Raw genomic sequence first — 21642 nt, 5'->3', positions numbered from 1 at the left:
CCGTGGCGTTCGATTTGGGCATGAAAGCGGCGGGATAGGCACGCCGGACAGGATAACCGACCGTGTTGCGGAAGCGCTACAGGTCGCCTGCGAAAGCGGCGATGCCGAGGCTGGCACCGAATTCGGTGAGCGTGGTCTCGCGGCGGATGCCGGGACCTTCGACGATGGCGTAATTGGCGCGGTCCGAGAACAGGGCGGTGAGCACACCGACATTCATGCGATGACCGCCGCAATAGGAGCGATAGGCCCCCTGGAGCGGCAGGCCGGCCAGGGCGAGATCACCCACCGCGTCGAGGAACTTGTGGCGGACGAACTCGTCCGCGTAGCGCAGGCCTTCCGGGTTCACCACTGCGGTGTCACCCACCGCCACCGTGTTCTCCAGCGAGGCGCCGAGGGCGAAGCCGGCCTTCCAGTAGCGCTCCACGTCCCGCATCATGCCGAAGGTGCGGGCGCTGGCGATCTCGCGGCGATAGGCCGAGGGGGTCAGGTCCATCGCCTTGCGGCTGCGGCCGATCACCGGATTTTCGAAGTCGATCTCCACGTCGAGGCGGAAGCCCCGGTCGATCGGGCAGAGTTCGGCGAAAGCGCGGCCGACCTCGATACGGACGGGACGGAGTACCTTGATCCAGCGACGGTGGGCGCTGCAGGACGCGATGCCGACCGCGTCGATGGCCTGTACGAATGGGCGGGCGCTGCCATCGAGGATCGGCATCTCGGGCCCGTCGATCTCGACGAGGACGTTGTCGAGGCCTAGGCCGTAAAGGGCCGACATCAGGTGCTCGATGGTGGCGACGGCGCCGGTCTCAACGTCACCGATGACAGTGCACAACTCGGTGGCGGAAACGCAGGCGTGGTGGGCCTTGATGAGGCGGTCGTTGCCGGTAGCCATTCCGGTGCGGAGGAAGGCAATCCCGTGATTGGCGGGCGCCGGATGCAGCGTGATTTCCACCGGGTTCCCGGAATGGACGCCGATGCCGCGCAGGGTGGCGGCGGTCTTGAGGGTGGTCTGTTGGTTCGTTCGCATTCCATGCCCTCGGCCGTGATCGAGCGCCACTCGTCCTCGATGATGAGGAGAGCCGGCCGCCCCTTGCGATCCGTCCGCTGCTTGAAGCCCCTGCCGGCGCTAACGGTAAAACCGCCGCGCCTTTTCGTTCCAAAATGCGTATAGCCCCGCCCCAAAGCGAGACCAAATCACGGATTCTTACGCTCTGTTACAGACGAGCTTACCGGACCGGTTTCGAAAAGCCATTTTATCTCAATACTTTAACAACAGGTTTAACCCGGAGCCTTTCGGCTCCGGGTCTGTTGCTCAAATGCCTCGGAACGGGACCCTCAGCAATCCCGCGGGCGTCCCGAAGGCACTCCGCGGGGGTTTGGAGGGTGCCTCGCGGGGCGTTTCGAGGCGCCTCGCGGGGCGTGTTTAAGACCTCGCGGGGCGTGCGATCAGTTCGCCTGGCGACGCAGGAAGGCCGGGATCTCGAGCTGATCGTCGTCCATCATGCGCGGCTGCGGGGTCACCCGGCCCTGCGGGTCGAGGTTGCCCTGGGCGGGGCGGTACGCCGGCGGAGCCTGAACCGGCGCACGCTTGGCGTAATCCACAGGTGCCGGAGCTTGCGGTGCAGGCGCGACCGGCGCCCGCAGCTGCGGCAGCGGTGCGGCCTCGGCCTCCTCGCGACGTCCGCCGAAGCCGACGGTGGCGAGGCGGCGCAGCAGGGTCATGCGCTTCGAGTCCGGAGCGGGCTCCACCGGCTCCTCACCGCGCTGGGCGCGGATCTGGGCCTGGCCCGGCATGGGCAGGTCCTGGATCTGCGGCATGCGCGGGGCACGCGCCACGGCGACCGCCGGGCGGGGCGGCACGAACGGGCCGGCGGCCTGGACCGGGGCGGGCTCGGGAGCCTGCAGCGGGGCGGGCTCGTAGGCCATCGCCGCACGCGGCTGGGTCTGGGTCAGCAGAACCTCGTCGCGCATCACCGGAGCGGCCGGCAGTTCCAGCCGCATCGGCTCGGGAGCGGAGGCGATCGGCTCGAGTGCGCGCAGCGGCTGAACCGGAGCCTGGGGCTGAGCCTGCACCGGAGCAGGCACGGCGGTTACGGGGTGCTCTTGTCCGACGGGGCGAAAGGTCGGCGCGGGCTGTGCCGCCCGCGCCCTCGCTTCCGCACGAAGACGCTCGGCGACCTCGGCGATGCGCTGCTCGGTCTGGACGATGTCGGGGTTGTTCTGCGAATTGGCCGAGATCAGCGCCGGCTCGATGCCGGTGGCGACCACAGAGACGCGGATGATGCCGTCGAGGCTCTCGTCGAAGGTCGCGCCGAGGATGATGTTGGCATCCGAATCCACCTCTTCGCGGATGCGGGTGGCGGCCTCGTCGAGCTCGTACAGGGTGAGGTCGTTACCGCCGGTGATCGAGATCAACAGGCCGCGCGCGCCCTTCATCGACACGTCGTCGAGGAGCGGGTTGGCGATGGCGGCTTCGGCCGCGCGGTTGGCGCGGTTTTCGCCGGAGGCTTCGCCGGTGCCCATCATCGCCTTGCCCATGCCGCGCATGATCGCGCGGACGTCGGCGAAGTCGAGATTGATGAGGCCTTCCTTGACCATCAGGTCGGTGATGCAGGCAACGCCCGAGTACAGCACCTGATCGGCCATCGCGAAGGCGTCGGCGAAGGTGGTCTTCTCGTTGGCAACCCGGAACAGGTTCTGGTTCGGGATCACGATGAGGGTGTCGACGGCGGCCTGGAGCTCCTGGATGCCGGCCTCGGCGGTGCGCATCCGGCGCACACCCTCGAACTGGAACGGCTTGGTCACGACGCCGACAGTGAGGATGCCCATGTCGCGGGCGGCGCGGGCGATGACGGGGGCCGCACCGGTGCCGGTGCCGCCGCCCATGCCGGCGGTGATGAAGCACATGTGTGCCCCGGAGAGCTGGTCACGAATCTCGTCGATGACCTCGTCGGCCGCGGCCGAACCGACTTCCGGGTGCGAACCGGCGCCGAGCCCCTGCGTGACGCCGAGACCCATCTGGATCACGCGCTCGGCCTTGGAGGAGGTGAGCGCCTGAGCATCGGTGTTCGCAACGACGAACTCGCAACCGAGTAGGCCCGATTCGATCATGTTGTTGACGGCGTTGCCGCCGGCTCCGCCGACACCGAAGACGGTGATGCGGGGCTTCAGTTCACGGATATCCGGCGCCTGCAGACTGATGGCCATGGGTGTCGAGCCTTTCGTGCCTTTCACGTTTCGTTTGACGCATCGGTGGAAGAGATGCGCCGATTTGGTCTGGCCATTCGCGCCCACCCCGTAGCGGGGGTTTGGGGCGCGACGGCGGTCGTCTCAAAAACTCTCGCGGATCCAGCGTCCGACGCGCGAGAGGTAGCCGTCCGTCCCGGTGCCGGCGAAGGCACCGTGCCCCCGTGGCTCGAAATGCTCCGCATGAGCCACCTGCGGGTAGACGAGGAGGCCGACCGCCGCAGAGAAGGCGGGGCCCTTGGCGGCTTCCGGCAGGCCGCGGATGCCGAGGGGCCGGCCGATCCGGACCTGGCCCTCCATCACCCGGCGGGCGACTTCCGGAAGACCGACGAGCTGGCTCGCGCCGCCCGTCAGAACCACACGACGCCCGGCCTGAGCCGAGAAACCGGCGTTGCGCAGGCGATCGCGCACCAGTTCCAGCACCTCCTCGACGCGCGGGCGGATGATCCGCACGAGCTGCGAGCGCGGCACGTGGGTCGGCGCATCGTCTTCGTCCTCGCCGACCCCGTGGACGGCGATCATGTCGCGCTCGTCCGACGCGGTGGGCAGCGCCGAGCCGTACAGAGTCTTGAGCCGCTCGGCCGCCGCGACCCGGGTCGAGAGGCCGCGGGCGATATCCATGGTGACGTGGTGACCGCCCACCGCGATGGCGTCGACATGGACGAGATGTCCGGCCGAGAACACGCCCACCGTGGTGGTGCCGCCGCCCATATCGACGACGCAGACGCCCATCTCGGCCTCGTCGTCGACCAGAGCCGACAGGCCCGCCGCGTAGGGCGTGGCGATCACCGCCTCGACGCCGAGGTGGCAATGCTCCACCGCCAGCATCAGGTTGCGCGCCGCGGCCGCCTCGCCGGTGACCACATGCAGGTCGACGCCGAGGGCGTTGCCCATCATGCCCGACGGGTCGATGACCGCGCCCTGGCCGTCGATGGCATAGCCGGTGGGCAGGGCGTGCAGCACGGCCCGGCCGGGGCTGACGCCGTGGGCCGAGGCCGTCTCGAGCACGCGCTCCACGTCCGACCCGGTGACGGTCCCGGTGCGGGTGCCGACGCGGGCCTCGAAATGCTGCGAACCGATGCGGCCGCCGGACATGTTGACGATGACCGACTGCACCTCGACCTTCGCCATCCGCTCGGCGGCATGGACCGCCTGGCGGATCGCGCCCTCGGCGGCTTCCAGATCGACGATGGCGCCGCCCTTCATCCCCTGCGAGCGCTGATGCCCGATGCCGATGATGCGGGCGAAATGGGTGCGTCCGCGCAAGGTCGAGAGCGCCTCGGCCGGCTGCAGCTCGGCGATGAGGCAGACGACCTTGCTGGTGCCGATATCGAGCACCGACAGGGTGGTGCTGCGCCGTGCGGAAAGCGGTTTCAGGCGCGGCGTGAGGCCATGCTGGTCGTGCATCATGATACCGAGCCGGGATTGCGGGGGCGAGGCGGAGAGACGCGGACGGCGCCGGACGGGATCGTTCGGCTCATGTCTCGGTCCCCTTGCCCTTCGGCTTCTTCTTCTGGGATTCGAGGCGGGACGCGGCGGCCTCCTCGGTGAGCCGCACCACCACCCGGTCGGGCATGCGCAGGTCCACCGCGATGATGTCCTTCTCGAGGATGCGGTTGTCGCGCTCGAACTTGACCAGCCGGGCCAGGGCTTCGGTCGCCCCGGTCTCGGGGAGGCGGATGTCGACGCCGTCGAGCTTCAGCGTCCAGCGCCGGCCCGAGACGTAGGTGCCGGCCTTGACGCGCTCGGCGAGGGCGCCGGCGGCCTCGATCAGGCCGAGATACTCTTTCAGGCGCTCGTTGGCGCCGTCGCCGACCACCAGGGGAAGCGCGGCGTAGCGATCGTCGCGCATCTGGTCGATCACGGTGCCGTCGGCGGCGATCACCGCGATCTCGCCGTTGCGCTGCCACAGGGCCGCCGGCTCGCGCTCGACCTGGGTGATGACGATCTCGTTGGGATAGACCTTGCGCACGGAGGCGCTGGCGATCAGCGGCACCCGGAGCAGCCGCTCGCGGACCTCGGCCACGTCGAGGAACACCACGGAGGAGTGGCCGTCGATGCCGGCGGCCTGCAGCACCTCGCGCTCGTAGAGACGGGCGATGCCCGAGATGGTGACGCGCTCGACCCCGAAGCCGGCGAGGCGCGCCAGGATATCGAGGGGGCGGCCGTTCTCGGCGACGAAGCGGTCATAGCTGCCGCTGGCGACGAAGGCGCCGAGGGCCAGGGTGGCGGAGGCGAGGAAGAGGCCGGCGGTGCCGAGATGGCGCGGAACCCGACGCTCGATCGGGATCGCCATGCGCGAACGGCGGCCGGGCGCGACCCGGCGCATCTGCCGGGTCAGGCGTACGGCAAAAGCCGCACGGACCGACCGGACCGTGCCGGCGACCGGGCCGAGGAGCCCGTCGGCGCCAGCCTGATCGGCGGCCCCTACCGGCCCAACGTTGCGTCCTCCACCATCCATTGGACGAGCTCACCGAAACTAAAGCCCGCGTGGGCTGCGATCTCCGGGACCAAGCTCGTCTTCGTCATGCCGGGTTGCGTGTTGACCTCCAGCACGACGAGGGCACCGGTTCCTCCCGGCGTGTCGTCGTATCGAAGGTCCGCACGGCTGATGCCCCGGCACCCGAGTGCTTGATGCGCCGTTAACGACAACTCTTGGACACGCTGGTAAATAATTGGTTTAATTTCTGCCGGCAGGACGTGGATCGACCCCCCCTCGGCGTACTTCGCATCGAAGTCGTACCACTCCCCGGAAGCCGGCTTGATCTCGATGACGCCGAGGGCTTTATCCCCCATCACAGCGCAGGTCAGCTCGCGCCCCGCGACGTAGGTTTCCGCAAGGATTTCATCGCCATAGGTCCAATCCGCACGGCCCACTTCCTGGGGCGGATGCGCGCGGCCGTCGCGCACGATGATGACGCCCATGGAGGAACCCTCGGCCACCGGCTTCAGCACGTAGGGCGGCGTCAGCACGTGTGACTTTGCGGCCTCATGACGGTTAACGACGCGACCCTCCGGAACGCTCACGCCGGCCGCGCGCATGATCGTTTTGGCACGTTCCTTATGCATGGCGAGCGCCGAGGCGAGCACGCCGGAATGGGTGTAGGGAATCCGCAGGATCTCCAGGAGACCCTGAATCGTGCCGTCCTCGCCGGCCGGTCCGTGCAGAGCGTTGAACGCCACGTCGGGCTTGAGCTCGGTGAGCACCGTGGCGATGTCGGGCTGGACGTCGACGCGGGTGACCCGGAAGCCCTGGCTCTCGAGGGCGTCGGCGCAGGCATGGCCCGAATTCAGCGAGACCGGCCGCTCTGAGGACCAGCCGCCCATCAGGACGGCGACGTGCTTGGACATGGGAGACTCCAGAAAGAGAGGGGCGCGGACAGATGCCCGGTCTTACATCCGGTCGGCCGTCACGGACCGATCCTCTTCGCGTTGCGGCTCGGTTCGCTGCTGTCGGGCGTGATCACGGAGCGGACACCGTCGCGGATTCCGGCGTCGGGAGACCGATGCGCTTGATCTCCCAGTGCAGCTCGACCCCCGACGTCTCGCGGACCCGCCGGCGCACTTCCTCGCCGAGCCCTTCGATGTCGGCCGCCGTGGCGCCGTCGCGGTTGATCAGGAAGTTGCAGTGCATCTCGGATACCTGGGCGCCGCCCACCGTCAGTCCCCGGCAGCCGGCCGCATCGACGAGGGCCCAAGCCTTGCCACCGGGCGGATTCTGGAAGGTCGAGCCTCCGGTGCGCTCTCGGATCGGCTGGGCCGCCTCCCGCGCGGCGGTGACGCGCTCCATCTCCGCCTCGATGGCGGCGCGGTTGCCGGGACGACCCCGAAAGACCGCCTGGGTGAAGATGACGTCGCCGGGTGCGCCGCTGTGGCGATAGGCGAATCCCATCTCGGCGTGGCTGAAGGTCCGCAGGGTGCCGCGCCGGTCGATACCGCGCGCCTCGACGAGCACGTCGGTGGTCTCGCCGCCATGCGCCCCGGCATTCATCCGCAGCGCACCACCGACGGACCCGGGGATGCCGCGAAAGAACGCGAGGCCATCGAGCCCGGCTTCCGCCGCCGCCTTGGCGAGCCGCATGTCGGGTAAAGCCGTGCCGGCGCGCAGGTGCTCACCGTCGATGGCGACCGAGCCGAAGGCCTTGCCCCCGAGCCGCACCACCACGCCCGGCACTCCGCCGTCGCGCACGATGAGGTTCGAGCCGAGGCCGATCACCGTCACTGGGGTCTCAGGATCGAGGGCCGCGAGCAGCACCGAAAGGTCTTCGTCATCCGCCGGCGTGAACAGCACCTGCGCCGGGCCGCCGACCCGAAACCAGGTGAGATCGGACAGCGGCTGGTTCGCGATCAACCGCCCGCGCAGGGACGGCGCCGCAGCGCGGATGGCGGGAATGATGTCGGGAAAGGCGGTCATGCGTTCTAGCACCTTCCAGAATCATCGATTACGGGTTGCATGGAAACCAATCAGGTTGCGTCATGGGTAAGTCGGCGTCATGGCCAGGATGGTCGTCTTCACACGCGCGGCAGCGCGAGCCCTCAGCCGGATGCCGTCCAACACCGAAGCCCTGATCCGCGACAAGCTGCGTCAGTTGGCTGACGATCCGGCAACCTTGGCCAACAACGTCAAAACCCTGAAGGGAATCGATGGTCATCGTCTGCGGGTGGGCGATTGGCGGGTGATCTTCACGATCGCACCGGATCGGATCATTGTGCATGAGGTCGGGCCCCGTGGCTCGATCTACGGATAGGATCGGCACCATGACCATCGTGCGCACGAAGACCCCATCCGGCGAAGCCATCGTGATCCTGCCCGAAGCCGAGTTCGAGCAATTGCTGGCCCTGGCCGAAGACGCGGCGGATTCCCGAGCTCTCACCGCGTCGCAGGACCGCCTCGGCAACGGGACCGACGAGTTGCTGAGCGAAGACGATCTCGACGATCTGCGCAAGGCGCCGACTCCGCTTGCCTTCTGGCGGGAGCGGCGTGGCCTGACCGTGATGGAACTGGCCGAGTCCAGCGGGATCTCGGACACCGTCCTGGCGGGAATGGAGCGTGGCGAGCGCGGGGGCGACATTGGGGCCTATCGGGCGTTGGCCGAGGCGCTCGGCGTCGACATGGACGACGTCGTTCCAAACGCCGAAGCTGCGTGAACCGACCTCACGCCTTCACCCCGTCCATCGCCGCCAATTCCCCCGGCAGCGCGTAGGCCCATTGGGTGATGTTGCCGGCGCCGAGGCACACGACGTAGTCGCCCGGCTTGGCGCGGCTGGCGACCAGGCCGGAGAGGTCCTCGGTGCGCTCCAGGGCGAGCGCGTCGCGGTGGCCGCGGGATTTGAGGCCGGAGACGAGACCGTCGCGGTCCATGCCCTCGATGGGCGCCTCGCCTGCCGCGTAGACCGGGGCGACGATGACCGTGTCGGCATCGTTGAAGCAGGTGCAGAAATCGTCGAACAGCGAGGCCAGCCGGGTGTAACGGTGCGGCTGGACGATGGCGATGACGTTCCCGTCGGTGGAGGCGCGGGCGGCCTTGAGCACTGCCTTGATCTCCACCGGATGGTGGCCGTAATCGTCGAAGATCAGCGCACCGTTCCATTCGCCGGTCTTGGTGAAGCGGCGCTTGACGCCGCCGAAGCTCGCGAGTGCCTTGCGGATCGTTTCGGGCTCGACGCCGAGTTCATGCGCCACGGCGAGCGCAGCGGTGGCGTTCAGCGCATTGTGCTTGCCCGGCATCGGCAGGACCAGATCCTCCATCTCCAGCCGGAAACCGGGACGCCGATCGCGGATCATCACGCGAAACCGGCTCTGGCCGCCGCGCAGGTCGACATCGATCAGGCGCACGTCCGCCTGGGGGTTCTCGCCGTAGGTGATGATGCGGCGGTCCTCGATATGCCCGACGAGGTCCTGCACCACCGGATGGTCGATGCACATCACCGCGAAGCCATAGAACGGGATATTGTCGATGAAGCGCCGGAAGGCCTCCTTGACCGCATCGAACGAGCCGAAATGGTCGAGATGCTCGGGGTCGATGTTGGTGACGATGGCGACGTCGGCCGGGAGCTTCAGGAAGGTGCCGTCGGATTCGTCGGCCTCCACCACCATCCACTCGCCCTCGCCCATGCGGGCATTGGTGCCGTAGGCGTTGATGATCCCGCCGTTGATCACGGTGGGGTCCATGTTGCCGGCGTCGAGCAGGGTCGCCACCAGGGACGTCGTCGTGGTCTTACCGTGGGTACCCGCGATGGCGACGCACGACTTGAAACGCATCAGTTCAGCCAGCATCTCGGCCCGGCGCACCACCGGCAGGCGGCGCTCGCGCGCCTCGATCAGCTCCGGATTGTCGCGCTGGATCGCGGTGGAGACGACGACGAGGGCGGCATCGGCGACGTTGCCGGCCGCGTGGCCGACGAAGGTCTTCATGCCCTTCTCGGCGAGGCGCCGGACGTTGGCGTTGTCGTTGGCGTCCGACCCCTGCACCGTATAGCCGAGGTTGTGCATTACCTCGGCGATGCCGGACATGCCGATACCGCCGATGCCGATGAAGTGGATGGGTCCGAGCTTGTCGGGCAGCTTCATGGGATGAACCAGTCCAGGTCGGGAGCGCGCAGTCGCGGGCTGAGTTGGAGAATCAGGTGCGGGCGGCCGTGGCGACGACGATGTCGGCGAGGCGTTCGGCGGCGTCGTGGATGCCGGCGCTTTTGGCGCTTGCCGCTGCCGCGGTCAATTTTTCGGGATTGGAGAAGAGGTCCACGAGTTCCGCCGTGAGGCGGTCCGGCGTGAACGCGCTCTGGGCGATCGGCAAGGCCGCACCGATGGCACCGAGCGTGGCGGCATTGGCGGCCTGGTCCTGATCGAGGGCTCCGGGAAGCGGCACGAGGATCGACGGCCGGCCGATGGCGGCGAGTTCCGAGACGGTGGAGGCGCCCGAGCGACCGATGACCAGATGAGCGGCGGCCATGCGCGCCGGCAGGTCCTTGAAGAACGGCGCGGCCTCGAGGCCACCGAGTCCCATGCCGAGATAGAGATTCTGCACCGCAGTCAGATCCTCGGAGCGCACCTGCTGAACAAGGTGAAGCCGCGCACGCAGGTCAGCCGGCAGCGCGCCGATGGCCTTGGGGACGACGTCGCCCATGACGCGCGCGCCTTGGCTGCCGCCGAAGACGAGAAGATGGAGAGGCTCTCCGGTGCCGATCGCCGGATAAGCGACCTTCGCCGCCTCGATCACCGCCGGGCGCAACGGGTTGCCGGTATGGGTGCGGGGGGCGGTGGCCTTCAAGGGCACGCCGCGCACGTTCTTGAAGCCGGTGGCGATGGCACGCGCCCCGCGCGCCAGGAAGGCATTGGCCCGACCCATCACCGCGTTCTGCTCGTGCAGGATGGTGGGGATGCGCAGGATCTGCCCGGCGAGCATCGGCGGCACGGTGGGATAGCCGCCGAAACCGACGATCGCCGCCGGATTCATGCGGCGGATCTCCTTGGCGGCAACGCCGAATCCACGTCCGAGCGTGAGAAGCGCCAGACCGCGCTTGATCGGCGAGCGGCCCGACGGCGTGGCCGACGCGATGGTGACGATCTCGGAGGCCGGGAAACCGGCGGCGATGGAATCGACGCGGGCATCGGTGGCCAGGGCCACGCGAATCCCGCGCGCCCGCAGGGCGTAAGCGAGGCTTTCGGCGGGAAACAGATGCCCGCCGGTGCCTCCGGCGCACAGCAGAACGGTGGCGGTGGCAACGGTCAACGCATCACTCCGGCGACGGTCGCGGGCGCTGTGCCCGGCGGCTTCTGGCTCAGGGTGGTGGTGCGTGGGCGCTTGCGGGTCAAGGCGACGAGGAATCCCATGCCGAGCGCCAGCGAGATCAGCGACGAGCCGCCGTAGGAGACGAAGGGCAGCGTCATGCCCTTGGCCGGCATCAGGCGGACGTTCACCGCCATGTTGATGCAGGCCTGCAGGCCGAACAGGGTCGTGAGCCCGGTGATCGCGAGCCGCGAGAACGTGTCGTCGGTGCGGCGCGCCAGTTTCAGGCCGCGCATGACGATGTAGGCGAACAGGCATACGAGGCCGAGGCAGACGACGACGCCGAACTCCTCACCCGTGACCGAGAAGATGAAGTCGGTATGCGCGTCGGGCAGGTGGCGCTTGGCGACGCCCTCCCCCGGGCCGGTACCGAGCCAGCCGCCGGAATTGAACGATTCGCGCGCCCAGAACTCCTGGAAGCTGTCGCCGGAATCCTTGTCGAGGAAGCGGGTGATACGCTCGCGCACGTGGTGCAGGAACTGGTAGGCGACCGCGACTCCGAGAAGCCCGCCGGCGCCGAGGCCGGCCACCCAGAACCAATGCAGCCCGGCGACGAAGAACAGCGAGCACCAGACGATGGTGATCAGCATGGTCTGGCCGAAATCCGGCTGGAGGATCAGCGGCACGATAGTGATGGGCAGGAGCAGGATCGCCATGAATCCGCCGGGCATGTCGCGACGCTGCGCGCCCTCAGAGAAGGCCCAGGCGGCCACCACCACGAAGGCGGGCTTCACGAATTCGGACGGCTGCAAGCCGAAGGAGCCGAATTGGATCCAGCGATGCGCGCCCTTGATCTCGGGGCCGAACTTGCCGGCCAGGATGCACAGGGTGACGCCGAGGAGCCAGGTTCCGAGCGCTACGCGCCGGATATGGCGCAGGGACAGGAACGAGACCGCGACGATGATGACAAGGGTCGGAGCGAGATACAGCGCCTGCCGGTTGAGGAAGTAGAAGGTCGGCAGGCCGATGCGCTCGGCCACCGGCGGTCCGCCGCCCATGAGGAAGACCAGACCGGCCACCATCAAGGCGCCGAGGCCCGCGAGCAGGCCGCGATCGACGGTCCACCACCAGTCGGTGAGAGGCGTGCGTTCGGCGCGGGACATCATGAATTGCGTTTCCCCTCGAGCCTCACGGCGCTCGCGGGAGCAGCCGACAGCCGCCGGCAGCGTCGAGCCGGCACGGGCGCGATCCTGTGCCGGAATGGTAAACCAATCCTTGCGGAGTTCGCTCGGATCGGCCGGCGACGGGGTCCATCGCCGGCCGGCGCCGCCTCAGTTTTCGGCCTTGCCCACCGCCAGGAGTGCGAAGGCCTGGATCAGGCCGACCTCCTCGAGGCGGTCGAAACGCCCTGCGGCGCCGCCATGGCCCGCCTCCATGTTGATCCGCAGGAGGATCGGGCCGGCACCGGTCATGGTGGCGCGCAGGCGCGCGACCCATTTGGCCGGCTCCCAATAGGTCACCCGCGGATCGGTGAGGCCGCCGAGCGCCAGGATCGCCGGATAGGCCTTCGCCGAGACGTTGTCGTAGGGCGAGTACGACAGGATGGTCTCGAAATCCGCCAAACTCTCGCCGGGATTGCCCCATTCGGGCCATTCGGGCGGCGTGAGCGGCAGGTCGCCGTCGAGCATCGTATTGAGCACGTCGACGAACGGCACGTCGGCCACGATCCCGGCGAACACGTCCGGGGCGAGGTTGGCGACGGCGCCCATCAGCATGCCGCCGGCCGAGCCGCCATGCGCCACGATCCGGCCGGATGCGGTGTATTTCGCGTCGATCAGCGCGTGGGCACAGGCGACGAAATCCGAGAAGGTGTTGGGCTTCTTCTCGCGCTTGCCGTCGAGGTACCAGCGCCAGCCCTTCTCGGTCCCGCCGCGCACATGGGCGATGGCGTAGACGAGGCCGCGATCCACCAGCGACAGGAGGTTGGTGCGGAAGGCGGCCGGCATCAGCGTGCCGTAGGAGCCGTAGCCGTAGAGGAGCAGCGGGGCCGTGCCGTCGAGAGGCAGGTCGCGCCGATGCAGCAACGAGATCGGCACGGTCTCGCCATCGGAGGCCGTAGCGAACAGACGGCGGGTGACGTAATCCTCCGGCTTGTGGCCGCTCGGCACCATCTGGCGCTTGCGCAATTGCCGGGCGCGGGTGACGCAATCGTAATCGTAGGTCTCGGCTGGCGTCGTCATAGACGAGTAAGTGAAGCGGATCACCGCGGTCTCGAATTCGTGACCCGGCTGGAGCCCCAGGGAATAGGCCTCCTCGGCGAAGGCCACCGTGTGCTCGCTGCCCTTGGTGTCGCGCACGATGATGCGCGGGCGCGCATTCTCGATTTCGAGCCGCACGAGGTGGTCGGCGATGACGTGCTGGTGGCGGATCATCACCCCGGCCCGATGCGGGATGACGTCGCTCCAGTTCTCGCGGCCGGGGGCGTCGACCTTGGTGGTGACGATCTTGAAGTCCTCGGCGCCGTCGGCGTTGGTGAGGATGAAGAGGTGGCTCGCCCAGTTCTCCACCGAGTAGATCAGCAACGGCTGCCGTGGCTGCACAACCTGCAACGTGGCGTCCGGCGCCGTGCGGTCGAGGAGATGTACCTCCGAACTCTCGTGGTCGCTCGCCGTGATCGCGAGATAGTCGCCCGACTGGGTCTCCTCGATATGGACGAAGAAGCCTGCGTCGCGCTCCTCATAGAGCAGGACGTCGTCGGCCTGCGCGGTCCCGAGCCTGTGGCGCAGAACCCGGGCCGGACGGTGATTGTCGTCGACCGCCACATAGAAGAAGGCCTGCGAGTCGGCGGTCCACACCACTTCGCCGGTGGTGGCCTCGATCCGGTCGGATGCGTCCGCGCCGGTCTCGACGTCGCGCACCCGGATGGTGTGGAGTTCCGAGCCCTTGGTGTCCGCGCTCCAGGCGAGAAGGCGGTGATCGTCGGAATGGACCGCCGCGGCGATCTCGAAGAAGGCGCGGTCGGCGCCTTCCCGGTCGCCGTCGAGAAGGATGACCTCGCCCTGCTCGGGTCCGCCATCGGCCGCGGTCTCGGCCCCCTGCCCCGGAAGCACCACCACGGTACGCGGGCGCCGGCAGATCAACGGGTGCTGGCCGCCGTCGCGATGGCGGATGTAGTAGGCGTACGGCCCGTCGGGCTCGGGCACGCCGCTGTCATCCTCGCGGATGCGCCCGCGCATTTCGGCCACCAGCGTCTTGCGGAGCGGTTCGACCTGCCCGAGGGCTGCGTCCGCATACGCGTTCTCCGCCTCCAGATGCGCCCGGATGTCGGCGGGCAAGGCCGCGGGGTCCTTGAGCACCTCGCGCCAGTTCTCGGCCTTCAGCCACGCATAATCGTCGGTCACCGCCCGGCCATGGACCGCAAAGCTGTGCGGCCGGACCTCCGCCGAGGGCGCGTCTGACGAAACTGTGATGGGAATGCGATCGGACGCCATCGCGCAAATCCTCGGATTGAAAGACCGGGGCGCCGATCGGACCTACAGGTCCGACGGCATCCCCGCTTGCCCGTGGACATGTGCCGCGTGCAGGGCCGGCAAGCAAGATCACGATCCCGTGGCATTGGGGCATGACGGCCCTTCGCGCGGCCCCGAGGGGATTACGGCGCCAAGCTATCCAGAGATGGCACACCATAAGAGATTCACAATCCAGAACAGGCACCTCGACAGGGCCGGTAGAACGGTCGGAACCGAATTATCCTTCAGGTAAGTTGTTGGTGGGGACCGATCGATCCGCATCTTGTCTTGTCTCGTCGTCGTGAATATCTTGAACAGCCAACGCAATGTGCTAAGGTTTCGACCATCGTAGAGGGCGCGCGGATGACGCAACGTTGCTGCCCATGCGGTGAAACAATCAGGATGCGAAAACGGTTGGGGAGTTTGGAAACCCGTCTCCCCGCTTCGCATTGAAGGAACAGTTCCGATTATGAGCGACATGGAAAACTCGACGGATTACGTAGAGCTGACGGTGGACATCGTCTCGGCCTATGTCAGCAATAATCCGGTCCCACCGACCGAGCTGGCTCAGTTGATCTCCCGCATTCACAGCGCGATTACGCAGATCGGAACCGGGCAGGTCGAGGCGAAGGTGTCCGCCGCGCCGCCGCAGCCGGCAATCTCGATCAAGAAGTCGGTGACCGCCGATCACATCGTCTGTCTCGAAGATGGCCGGACCTTCAAGTCGCTGAAGCGCCACCTGCGCGCCAAGTACGACATGAGCCCCGAGCAGTATCGCGCCAAGTGGGGCCTGCCGCCCGACTATCCGATGGTCGCTCCGAACTACGCCAAGGCCCGCTCCGACCTCGCCAAGGCGATCGGTCTCGGTCAGACGCGCAACGGTAACTACGACGAAGCCGCCTGAACTCCTGCGTGGCGTGATGGTGCGACGTTATCGGGTCGGGTGGATCCGATAACGTCGAAACATCCTGATCGGCCAGACCCTGTAATTGTTTCCGAGGGCGGAAAACTGGTTCCACGAACCGAGCTGACGGGCTCGGCCCATTTGGGTCGTCAAGGCTTGATCTAGGATATTTTTCCTTTACCATGGGTCGAACAGCGCCGGTGATGTACCTGTGCGTAATGGAACATATCATGAACATTCTTCCGCGCGCCCCCGCAAAGCGTATGGCGCGCAGGCCCGACACGGCCGCCGCCTCCCTCGGGCGGGAAGCCGGGCGCCTGCTGGCAGCGCTCGCAGAGGATGGCGCCTATGCCCTGCCCGACCCCACTGCCGAAGACGACCTGATCGTGCGCAGCGGCGGCAGCGGCATATCGGTGGGATGCGGCCGGTTCGCCTTGACGGCCGGGGCGACACTCATCGCCGCCGATCTTGCCGAGCGAGCGGTGGGGCGCCGGGCTCGGCTCACGATCAGCCCGGCGGGACGGGCCCGCCTGCGGCGCGAGCGGGCCGGCGCCCAGCCGCCCTACCTCGCCCAGCATCTCGACCTGGTGAGCGACGCGAGCGCGCCGTCAGAGCGTCGAATCCGGGACGCCTCGGAAAGCCCGCTCGCCTGGATGGCCCGCCGACGCGACCGGGACGGCACGCCCCTCATCGATGCGGCCTGCTACGAGGCCGGCGAACGGCTCCGGCGCGATCTCACCAAGGCGGCCCTGATGCCTCGCATGGGCGCGGATTGGAGTGGGGTGAAGGTCGATGGCGGCGGCCCGCGTGATCCGGCGGCCGGATCGGATGCCATGCTGGCCGCCCGCCAGCGCGTCCGCTCGGCCCTCGGAGCGGTCGGCAACGACCTGTCCGGGCTGCTGATCGACCTATGCGGCTTCCTGAAGGGATTGGAGCGGATCGAGGCGGAACGGCGTTGGCCGGCACGCTCGGCCAAGGTCGTTGCGCGGATCGCCCTGGCGCGGCTCGCGGAGCATTACGGGCTGGAGCGCGAGGCGGTGGGGCCGGAGCGTGCCCGTATGCGCCTGTGGCGCGACCACGCCTGACCGACGGGCGCCTCAGGCCGCGATGAAGCGAGCCGCATCCTTGTGGATGCGGTCCGCCATGGCGCGCACGCCGTTGGCGCGCTTCGACGTGAGATGAGCGCCGAGCCCGATCTGCTTGAACACCGCGAAGACGTCGACGGCGGCGATCTCCTGGGGGGTCTTCCCGTCGTGAAGCGTCATCACCAGGGCGATCAGCCCCTTGGTGATCACCGAGTCGCTGGTTCCCCGCAGGTTCAGCCGCGGCGGTTCGTGGGACTGGTCGAGATGGGACTTGACCCAGACCTGACTTTCGCAGCCGTGGACGCGGTTCTCTTCCGTCAGAAGCTCTGAAGGGAAGTCCGGCAGGGCACGCCCGAGCTCGATCAGATATTCGTAGCGGTCCGGGCCATCGTCCAGGATCTCGAAATTCTCGATGATGGTCGCAATCGGCGGAAGCATGATGGGCGGATCGTCTCGTGGGTGGGGCGGTGCCTGGATATAGGCGATTTCCACGGGGAAACGACCCTGCCTGCCGGGCGACCGCCTATTCAGGCGGCCGGACCAGCACTTCGGGAAGCTGAAGCTCCAGCGGATCCCCGTCCGTCCCGAGACCGCGCACCGCGATCTCGGCCTGAGCGGCATAGGCTGCGATCAGGCGCGGGCCGAGATTGGGCACTTCGACCTTTCCGGGGGGCGCCGCATGGCCGGTGGTCGAGAAGATCGACAGGCGCACCGGCCCACCGGCGACCGCGTCGATGGTGATCGTGATGCCGCACGCCACGCTCTCGGCAGTGGTGTCGAGGCATTCGGACACGATCTCGGCTACGATCATGCCGAGGGCGTTAGCGGTGCGCGGTTCGACGAGGCTGGTGCCGACGCCGCCGACGGTGACGCCGATGCGTCCAGCCCGCCGTAGCTGCCCGAGCCCCGAGGCAAGGCGGTGCAAGTAATCGCGCAGATCAATCGACGCGATATGGGGCGCCTCGTGCAGGTGCTGCTGCACCAGGGCGATCGCCCTCACACGCTGGCCGAGGGCCTCGAAGCTCCCACGGCACGGTGGCGGCGCCGCCCGGCCGTAGAGCCCGATGAGGCTGACCATCACCTGCAAGTTGTTGCGGACCCGGTGATAGACCTCGGCGAGAAGCGCTTCCTTCTCCACCAAAACCTGCTCGGAATGCTCCTCCGCGTGCTTCCGGTCGGTGATATCGAAGCAGGTCCCGATATAGCCCTGGAACACCTCGCCATCGACCAGCGGCTTCCCGGTGTCGAGGAGCCAGCGATAGGAGCCGTCGTGGCGCCGCAGGCGAAACTCGGCGGTGAACGGACGACGCTCGGCCATCGCATTGGAGACGAGCGCGGCGTGGACGTCGAAATCGTCGGGATGCAATCCGCGCCGCCAGCCTTCGCCGATCTCGGCTTCCGCCGAGCGACCCGTGAAAGCGAGCCAGGATTCATTGTGATGGACGCGCGCACCGTCATCATCGGCGCGCCACATCATCAGGGGCATGAAATCCGCAAAGCGACGAAACTCGTCACATCCCACTCCATTGTCCGATGCCACCTCGGTCGACGGCGTGTCCGCGGCCATGATACTCCCGATCTACTCGTGAACTAGGGACTGGCTCCGCGCATGCCAGCGCCGGTCAACGTGCCGGATCGGGGGCCGTTCCGCGTCGCGCGCGAGTGTGAAGGCACACGGTCCGCGGGCGCACTATCCCGAATGAAAACGCCCGCGGAGGGAGCCCGTGGGCTCGCTCCGCGACGGTCGGTCTAGAGCATGCTCGGGAGGATGCGGTCCGGCGGCCGATGGCCGTCCATGAAGGTCTTGATGTTGATGATGACCTTCTCGCCCATGTCGATGCGGCTCTCGTGAGTGGCCGAACCCATATGGGGCAGCAGCACGACCTTTCCCGCACGCGCGAGCTTGATCAGGCGCGGGCTGACAGCCGGCTCCTGCTCGAACACGTCGAGGCCGGCCGCCGAGATGTCGCCCGCCTCGATCAGGCGGGCGAGCGCCGTCTCGTCGATGACCTCGCCGCGCGCCGTGTTCACGACGATCGCCTCCGGCTTGAGCAGCTTGAGCCGGCGGGCCGAGAGGAGATGATAGGTGGCGGGGGTATGCGGGCAATTCACCGAGATGATGTCGACGCGGGCCAGCATCTGGTCGAGGGATTCCCAGTAGGTCGCGTCGAGGTCACGCTCGATCTGACCCGGAACCCGGCGGCGGTTGTGATAGTGGATCGACAAGCCGAAGGCCTTGGCGCGGCGGGCGAGGGCCTGGCCGATCCGGCCCATGCCGACGATGCCGAGCCGCTTGCCGGTGATCCGGCGCCCGAGCATCCAGGTCGGCGACCAGCCGCTGTCCCAGTTGTCGTCGGGGATGATGCGCGCGCCCTCGGTCACCCGGCGGGCGACGGCGAGGATCAGCGCCATGGTCATGTCGGCGGTATCCTCGGTCAGCACGCCCGGCGTGTTGGTGACCGTGATGCCGCGCTCCAAGGCAGCGGCCACGTCGATATGATCGACGCCGTTACCGAAATTCGCGATGAGCCGCAGGTTCGGGCCGGCCTGCGCCAGGAGGCCCGAATCGATCTCGTCCGTCACCGTCGGCACGAGCACGTCCGCCTCGCGGATCGCGTTCACCAACGCCTCGGGCGACATGGCCGCATCATCGGTGTTGAGGCGGATATCGAAGAGCTCGCGCATGCGCGTCTCCACGGCCTCGGGCAGGCGCCGCGTGACCACCACGAGCGGCTTGCGCTTCAACGACGACATGCACCCTCCCCGCGAACGGTCATCAATTCCGCTCGCCTTCACACGGCAGATTCCGGATCCATCGTCTTTGCGCGATGGACGATGCGGCAGCACACCGTGCGTTAACCACGCATCGGTCAAGACAGGAGCCTTCAGGGCCAATGCCCACGGCCCCACACCGTACCGGCCTCTCTACCGAGAGAGACGGTGGAACACAATGCATGCCGGGGGCGCCGACTGGGCGGATCCGGCCCCTTCGCGAGTGAGGAAACCGGACGATGCGCGCCCCTTCACTGCTCCTGGCCTGCGCCGCGACGACCCTTGCGGCGCTGGTCGCCCTGGCACCGCATCGCGCGGTGCAGGCCGCTCCGGTGGCACCGAGCGCCGGCCCCGAGGTCGGCATCGGGCCGGTCACGAAGCTTCCGCTTCCGCGCTACGCCAGCCTGAAGACCGACCGGGTCAACCTGCGCGAGGGTCCCTCCAAGGACCACCGCACCCTTTGGGTGTTCCAGCGCGCCGGCCTGCCCATCGAGATCGTCGCGGAATTCGAGACTTGGCGCCGCATCCGCGACTCGGAAGGGACCGAGGGATGGGTGCTGCATTCGCTCCTGTCGGGGCGGCGCACATCCATCGTCACCGCCGGAAAGACCAAGGACAAGAACGGCGACAAGGCCGCAATCCCGCTCTTCGCGCGCGCCGACGACAAGGCGGACGAGGAGGCGCGACTGCAGGCCGGTGTCATCGGCAGCGTCAAGACCTGCACCGGCACCTGGTGCCGGGTGATCGTCTCATTGCCGCAAAAGGGCGGCGACCTCGACGGTTACATCCATCAGGATCGTCTGTGGGGCGTCTACCCGAACGAACGGGTCGAGTGACGGCACGGACGGGCGGCCCGAGGGGAAAACCCCGATTACGGGCATGAAAAAGGCCCGGATATCCGGGCCTGTTTTCGTCACGTCAGGATCTGAAACGCTCAGGCCTTGCGGATCCCGGCAGCGCGGCGGCGCAGGCGCACGATGACCTCGACACCGGCGATCTCCATGCCCTCGGGGGCATCGGGGAGCGAATCCACGGTGATACCGCAATCCGGCATGTCCAGCACCTGACCCTCGTCCTCGAGGAAGAAGTGGTGATGCTCGCTCGGGTTGGTGTCGAAATAAGCCTTCGACCCGTCGAGGGCGAGTTGGCGCAGCAACCCGGCTTCCGTGAACTGGTGCAGCGTGTTGTAGACGGTGGCGAGAGACACCGGCACCTTCGCCCGCATCGCCTCGTCGTACAGCATTTCCGCGGTGAGGTGACGGTCACCACGCCCGAACAGCAGCCAGCCGAGCGAAAGCCGCTGGCGCGTGGGACGCAGGCCAGCCCGGCGCAGACGATCGCGCAGGTCCGATAGCGGACAACCGCGACGCCCGGCTTCTGTAGCGGGAACGGAGGCCCGCGCATTGAGCACGGCCTGCAGAGGCAGCAGGTTGGACATCAGGCTATCTAACATCTCACGCAACGTTGATCTCGGCATCAAGCTATACGGAAACCGGTGCGATGCTGCAACCCGAGCGCGACGCAGGACTTGCCCGCGCGGGCCGCCGGGACAGACGCGCCGACCCGACCGCCAGCGGCATGATATCGGGGGAGAGAACGAGCACCGCAGGGCGAAGCTTTGAGGCGCACCGGCGCTGTGTTAACGAAGCGCCGCTTTCGAACCGGCTCTGCGGCATCTCCGACCAACCGCAGGACTCGGTCGCACGTCAAGACCAATTCGAGGACCGATCCGCTCATCATGTCTTCCGATTCCGAACCGCATGCTCCGACGGGCGCCCTGGCGTCGAATCCGGTCTCCGCACGGGCGACGCACTATTCCTATGAGGAGCTTCTCGCCTGCGGGCGCGGCGAGCTGTTCGGTGCCGGCAACGCGCAACTGCCCCTGCCGCCGATGCTGATGTTCGACCGCATCGTGTCGATCGGCGCGGAAGGCGGCGCTTACGGCAAGGGCCATGTCCTGGCCGAGTTCGACATCCGGCCCGACCTCTGGTTCTTCGGCTGCCACTTCAAGAACGACCCGGTGATGCCCGGATGCCTCGGGCTCGACGCCCTCTGGCAGCTCGTGGGCTTCCACCTCGGCTGGCTCGGCGCCCCCGGGCGCGGACGCGCGCTCGGTGTCGGCGAAGTGAAGTTCACCGATCAGGTGCTCCCCACCGTGACCAAGGTGGTCTACGGCATCGACGTCAGGCGGGTGCGCCTCGGCAAGCTGGTGCTCGGCATCGCCGACGGCTGGCTCGAGGCCGACGGCCAGCGCATCTACGAGGCCAAGGATCTGCGTGTCGCCCTGTTCCAGGCGCAAGGATCGGCAGGGGCTTAAAGCCCGGTACAGTTGAGATCGGGGCGCGGGCGTCCTACCTGATGCGTATGAGGTGCCGTCCGAAGCACCGGCGGTGGAGAAG

20 protein-coding genes are annotated in these 21642 nt (G+C 67.7%); 6 read left to right on the top strand and 14 right to left on the bottom strand.

Going from position 1 to position 21642, the window contains the following annotated elements; translation table 11 throughout:
• Positions 1 to 76 precede the first annotated feature (76 nt).
• From lpxC to murB, 6 genes are all read right to left on the bottom strand, one after another.
• Positions 77 to 1024 carry a UDP-3-O-acyl-N-acetylglucosamine deacetylase gene (gene lpxC / locus G3T14_RS16480; RefSeq protein WP_163643631.1) on the bottom strand — a complete coding sequence of 316 codons (948 nt, stop codon included), beginning with the start codon at positions 1022 to 1024 and terminating at the stop codon, positions 77 to 79.
• A gap of 419 nt (positions 1025 to 1443) precedes the next feature.
• Positions 1444 to 3204 (bottom strand): cell division protein FtsZ, encoded by a 1761-nt coding sequence (gene ftsZ, locus G3T14_RS16475; RefSeq protein WP_163643630.1) that lies wholly within the window; start codon positions 3202 to 3204, stop codon positions 1444 to 1446.
• Between the two features lie 123 nt (positions 3205 to 3327).
• Positions 3328 to 4650 (bottom strand): cell division protein FtsA, encoded by a 1323-nt coding sequence (ftsA, locus tag G3T14_RS16470; RefSeq protein ID WP_163643648.1) that lies wholly within the window; start codon positions 4648 to 4650, stop codon positions 3328 to 3330.
• A 70-nt stretch (positions 4651 to 4720) separates the two neighbouring features.
• Entirely contained in the window at positions 4721 to 5704 is a 984-nt protein-coding gene (locus tag G3T14_RS16465) for a cell division protein FtsQ/DivIB (RefSeq protein ID WP_163643629.1), read from the bottom strand.
• Positions 5671 to 6594: a D-alanine--D-alanine ligase gene (locus G3T14_RS16460; protein ID WP_163643628.1), complete on the bottom strand. Its 924-nt coding sequence runs from the start codon at positions 6592 to 6594 to the stop codon at positions 5671 to 5673. Before G3T14_RS16460 ends, G3T14_RS16465 begins: the two co-directional genes overlap by 34 nt.
• A 112-nt stretch (positions 6595 to 6706) precedes the next feature.
• Positions 6707 to 7657, bottom strand: coding sequence for a UDP-N-acetylmuramate dehydrogenase (gene murB / locus G3T14_RS16455; protein WP_163643627.1), 951 nt, complete (start codon positions 7655 to 7657; stop codon positions 6707 to 6709).
• Between the two features lie 88 nt (positions 7658 to 7745).
• Between murB and G3T14_RS16450 the strand changes: the two genes are divergently transcribed.
• Positions 7746 to 7991 (top strand): type II toxin-antitoxin system RelE/ParE family toxin, encoded by a 246-nt coding sequence (locus G3T14_RS16450; RefSeq protein WP_281409819.1) that lies wholly within the window; start codon positions 7746 to 7748, stop codon positions 7989 to 7991.
• A 10-nt stretch (positions 7992 to 8001) separates the two neighbouring features.
• Positions 8002 to 8391, top strand: a complete 390-nt coding sequence (locus G3T14_RS16445; protein ID WP_163643625.1) for a helix-turn-helix transcriptional regulator — start codon at positions 8002 to 8004, stop codon at positions 8389 to 8391.
• Positions 8392 to 8398: 7 nt separating this feature from the next.
• Here the strand turns inward: G3T14_RS16445 and murC are convergent, their stop codons facing one another.
• The 4 genes from murC to G3T14_RS16425 all read right to left on the bottom strand — a co-directional run bounded on the left by murC (position 8399) and on the right by G3T14_RS16425 (position 14464).
• Positions 8399 to 9814, bottom strand: coding sequence for a UDP-N-acetylmuramate--L-alanine ligase (gene murC, locus G3T14_RS16440; RefSeq protein ID WP_163643624.1), 1416 nt, complete (start codon positions 9812 to 9814; stop codon positions 8399 to 8401).
• A 52-nt stretch (positions 9815 to 9866) separates the two neighbouring features.
• Entirely contained in the window at positions 9867 to 10976 is a 1110-nt protein-coding gene (locus tag G3T14_RS16435; protein WP_163643623.1) for a UDP-N-acetylglucosamine--N-acetylmuramyl-(pentapeptide) pyrophosphoryl-undecaprenol N-acetylglucosamine transferase, read from the bottom strand.
• Entirely contained in the window at positions 10973 to 12139 is a 1167-nt protein-coding gene (locus G3T14_RS16430; protein ID WP_163643622.1) for a putative peptidoglycan glycosyltransferase FtsW, read from the bottom strand. Before G3T14_RS16430 ends, G3T14_RS16435 begins: the two co-directional genes overlap by 4 nt.
• Positions 12140 to 12304: 165 nt before the next feature.
• Positions 12305 to 14464 (bottom strand): S9 family peptidase, encoded by a 2160-nt coding sequence (locus G3T14_RS16425; protein WP_163643621.1) that lies wholly within the window; start codon positions 14462 to 14464, stop codon positions 12305 to 12307.
• A 487-nt stretch (positions 14465 to 14951) separates the two neighbouring features.
• On the opposite strand from G3T14_RS16425, the gene G3T14_RS16420 reads away from it, so the two are divergent.
• Entirely contained in the window at positions 14952 to 15386 is a 435-nt protein-coding gene (locus G3T14_RS16420) for a MucR family transcriptional regulator (RefSeq protein ID WP_163643620.1), read from the top strand.
• 263 nt (positions 15387 to 15649) lie between these two features.
• Positions 15650 to 16471, top strand: coding sequence for a DUF6456 domain-containing protein (locus G3T14_RS16415; RefSeq protein ID WP_163643647.1), 822 nt, complete (start codon positions 15650 to 15652; stop codon positions 16469 to 16471).
• A 12-nt stretch (positions 16472 to 16483) separates the two neighbouring features.
• Here G3T14_RS16415 and G3T14_RS16410 read toward each other — a convergent pair whose 3' ends face one another.
• The 3 genes from G3T14_RS16410 to G3T14_RS16400 all read right to left on the bottom strand — a co-directional run bounded on the left by G3T14_RS16410 (position 16484) and on the right by G3T14_RS16400 (position 19225).
• Positions 16484 to 16909, bottom strand: coding sequence for a SufE family protein (locus G3T14_RS16410; RefSeq protein WP_163643619.1), 426 nt, complete (start codon positions 16907 to 16909; stop codon positions 16484 to 16486).
• A gap of 85 nt (positions 16910 to 16994) precedes the next feature.
• Complete coding sequence (locus tag G3T14_RS16405) at positions 16995 to 18038, bottom strand: PAS domain S-box protein (RefSeq protein WP_163643618.1); 1044 nt, start codon at positions 18036 to 18038, stop codon at positions 16995 to 16997.
• A gap of 182 nt (positions 18039 to 18220) precedes the next feature.
• Positions 18221 to 19225, bottom strand: coding sequence for a D-glycerate dehydrogenase (locus tag G3T14_RS16400; RefSeq protein ID WP_163643617.1), 1005 nt, complete (start codon positions 19223 to 19225; stop codon positions 18221 to 18223).
• 257 nt (positions 19226 to 19482) lie between these two features.
• Here G3T14_RS16400 and G3T14_RS16395 point away from each other — a divergent pair, with 257 nt between their 5' ends.
• Positions 19483 to 20079 carry an SH3 domain-containing protein gene (locus G3T14_RS16395; protein WP_163643616.1) on the top strand — a complete coding sequence of 199 codons (597 nt, stop codon included), beginning with the start codon at positions 19483 to 19485 and terminating at the stop codon, positions 20077 to 20079.
• 98 nt (positions 20080 to 20177) lie between these two features.
• Here G3T14_RS16395 and irr read toward each other — a convergent pair whose 3' ends face one another.
• Positions 20178 to 20681 (bottom strand): Fur family transcriptional regulator Irr, encoded by a 504-nt coding sequence (gene irr / locus G3T14_RS16390; protein ID WP_163643646.1) that lies wholly within the window; start codon positions 20679 to 20681, stop codon positions 20178 to 20180.
• A gap of 300 nt (positions 20682 to 20981) precedes the next feature.
• Here irr and fabA point away from each other — a divergent pair, with 300 nt between their 5' ends.
• Entirely contained in the window at positions 20982 to 21560 is a 579-nt protein-coding gene (fabA, locus tag G3T14_RS16385) for a 3-hydroxyacyl-[acyl-carrier-protein] dehydratase FabA (RefSeq protein WP_163643615.1), read from the top strand.
• The last annotated feature ends 82 nt before the right edge of the window (positions 21561 to 21642 follow it).

The organism is Methylobacterium sp. BTF04 (genome assembly GCF_010692745.1).
GTDB lineage: Bacteria > Pseudomonadota > Alphaproteobacteria > Rhizobiales > Beijerinckiaceae > Methylobacterium.
The sequence above is the reverse complement of the archived record's forward strand: the minus strand, read 5'-3'. Positions and strand labels throughout refer to the sequence as shown.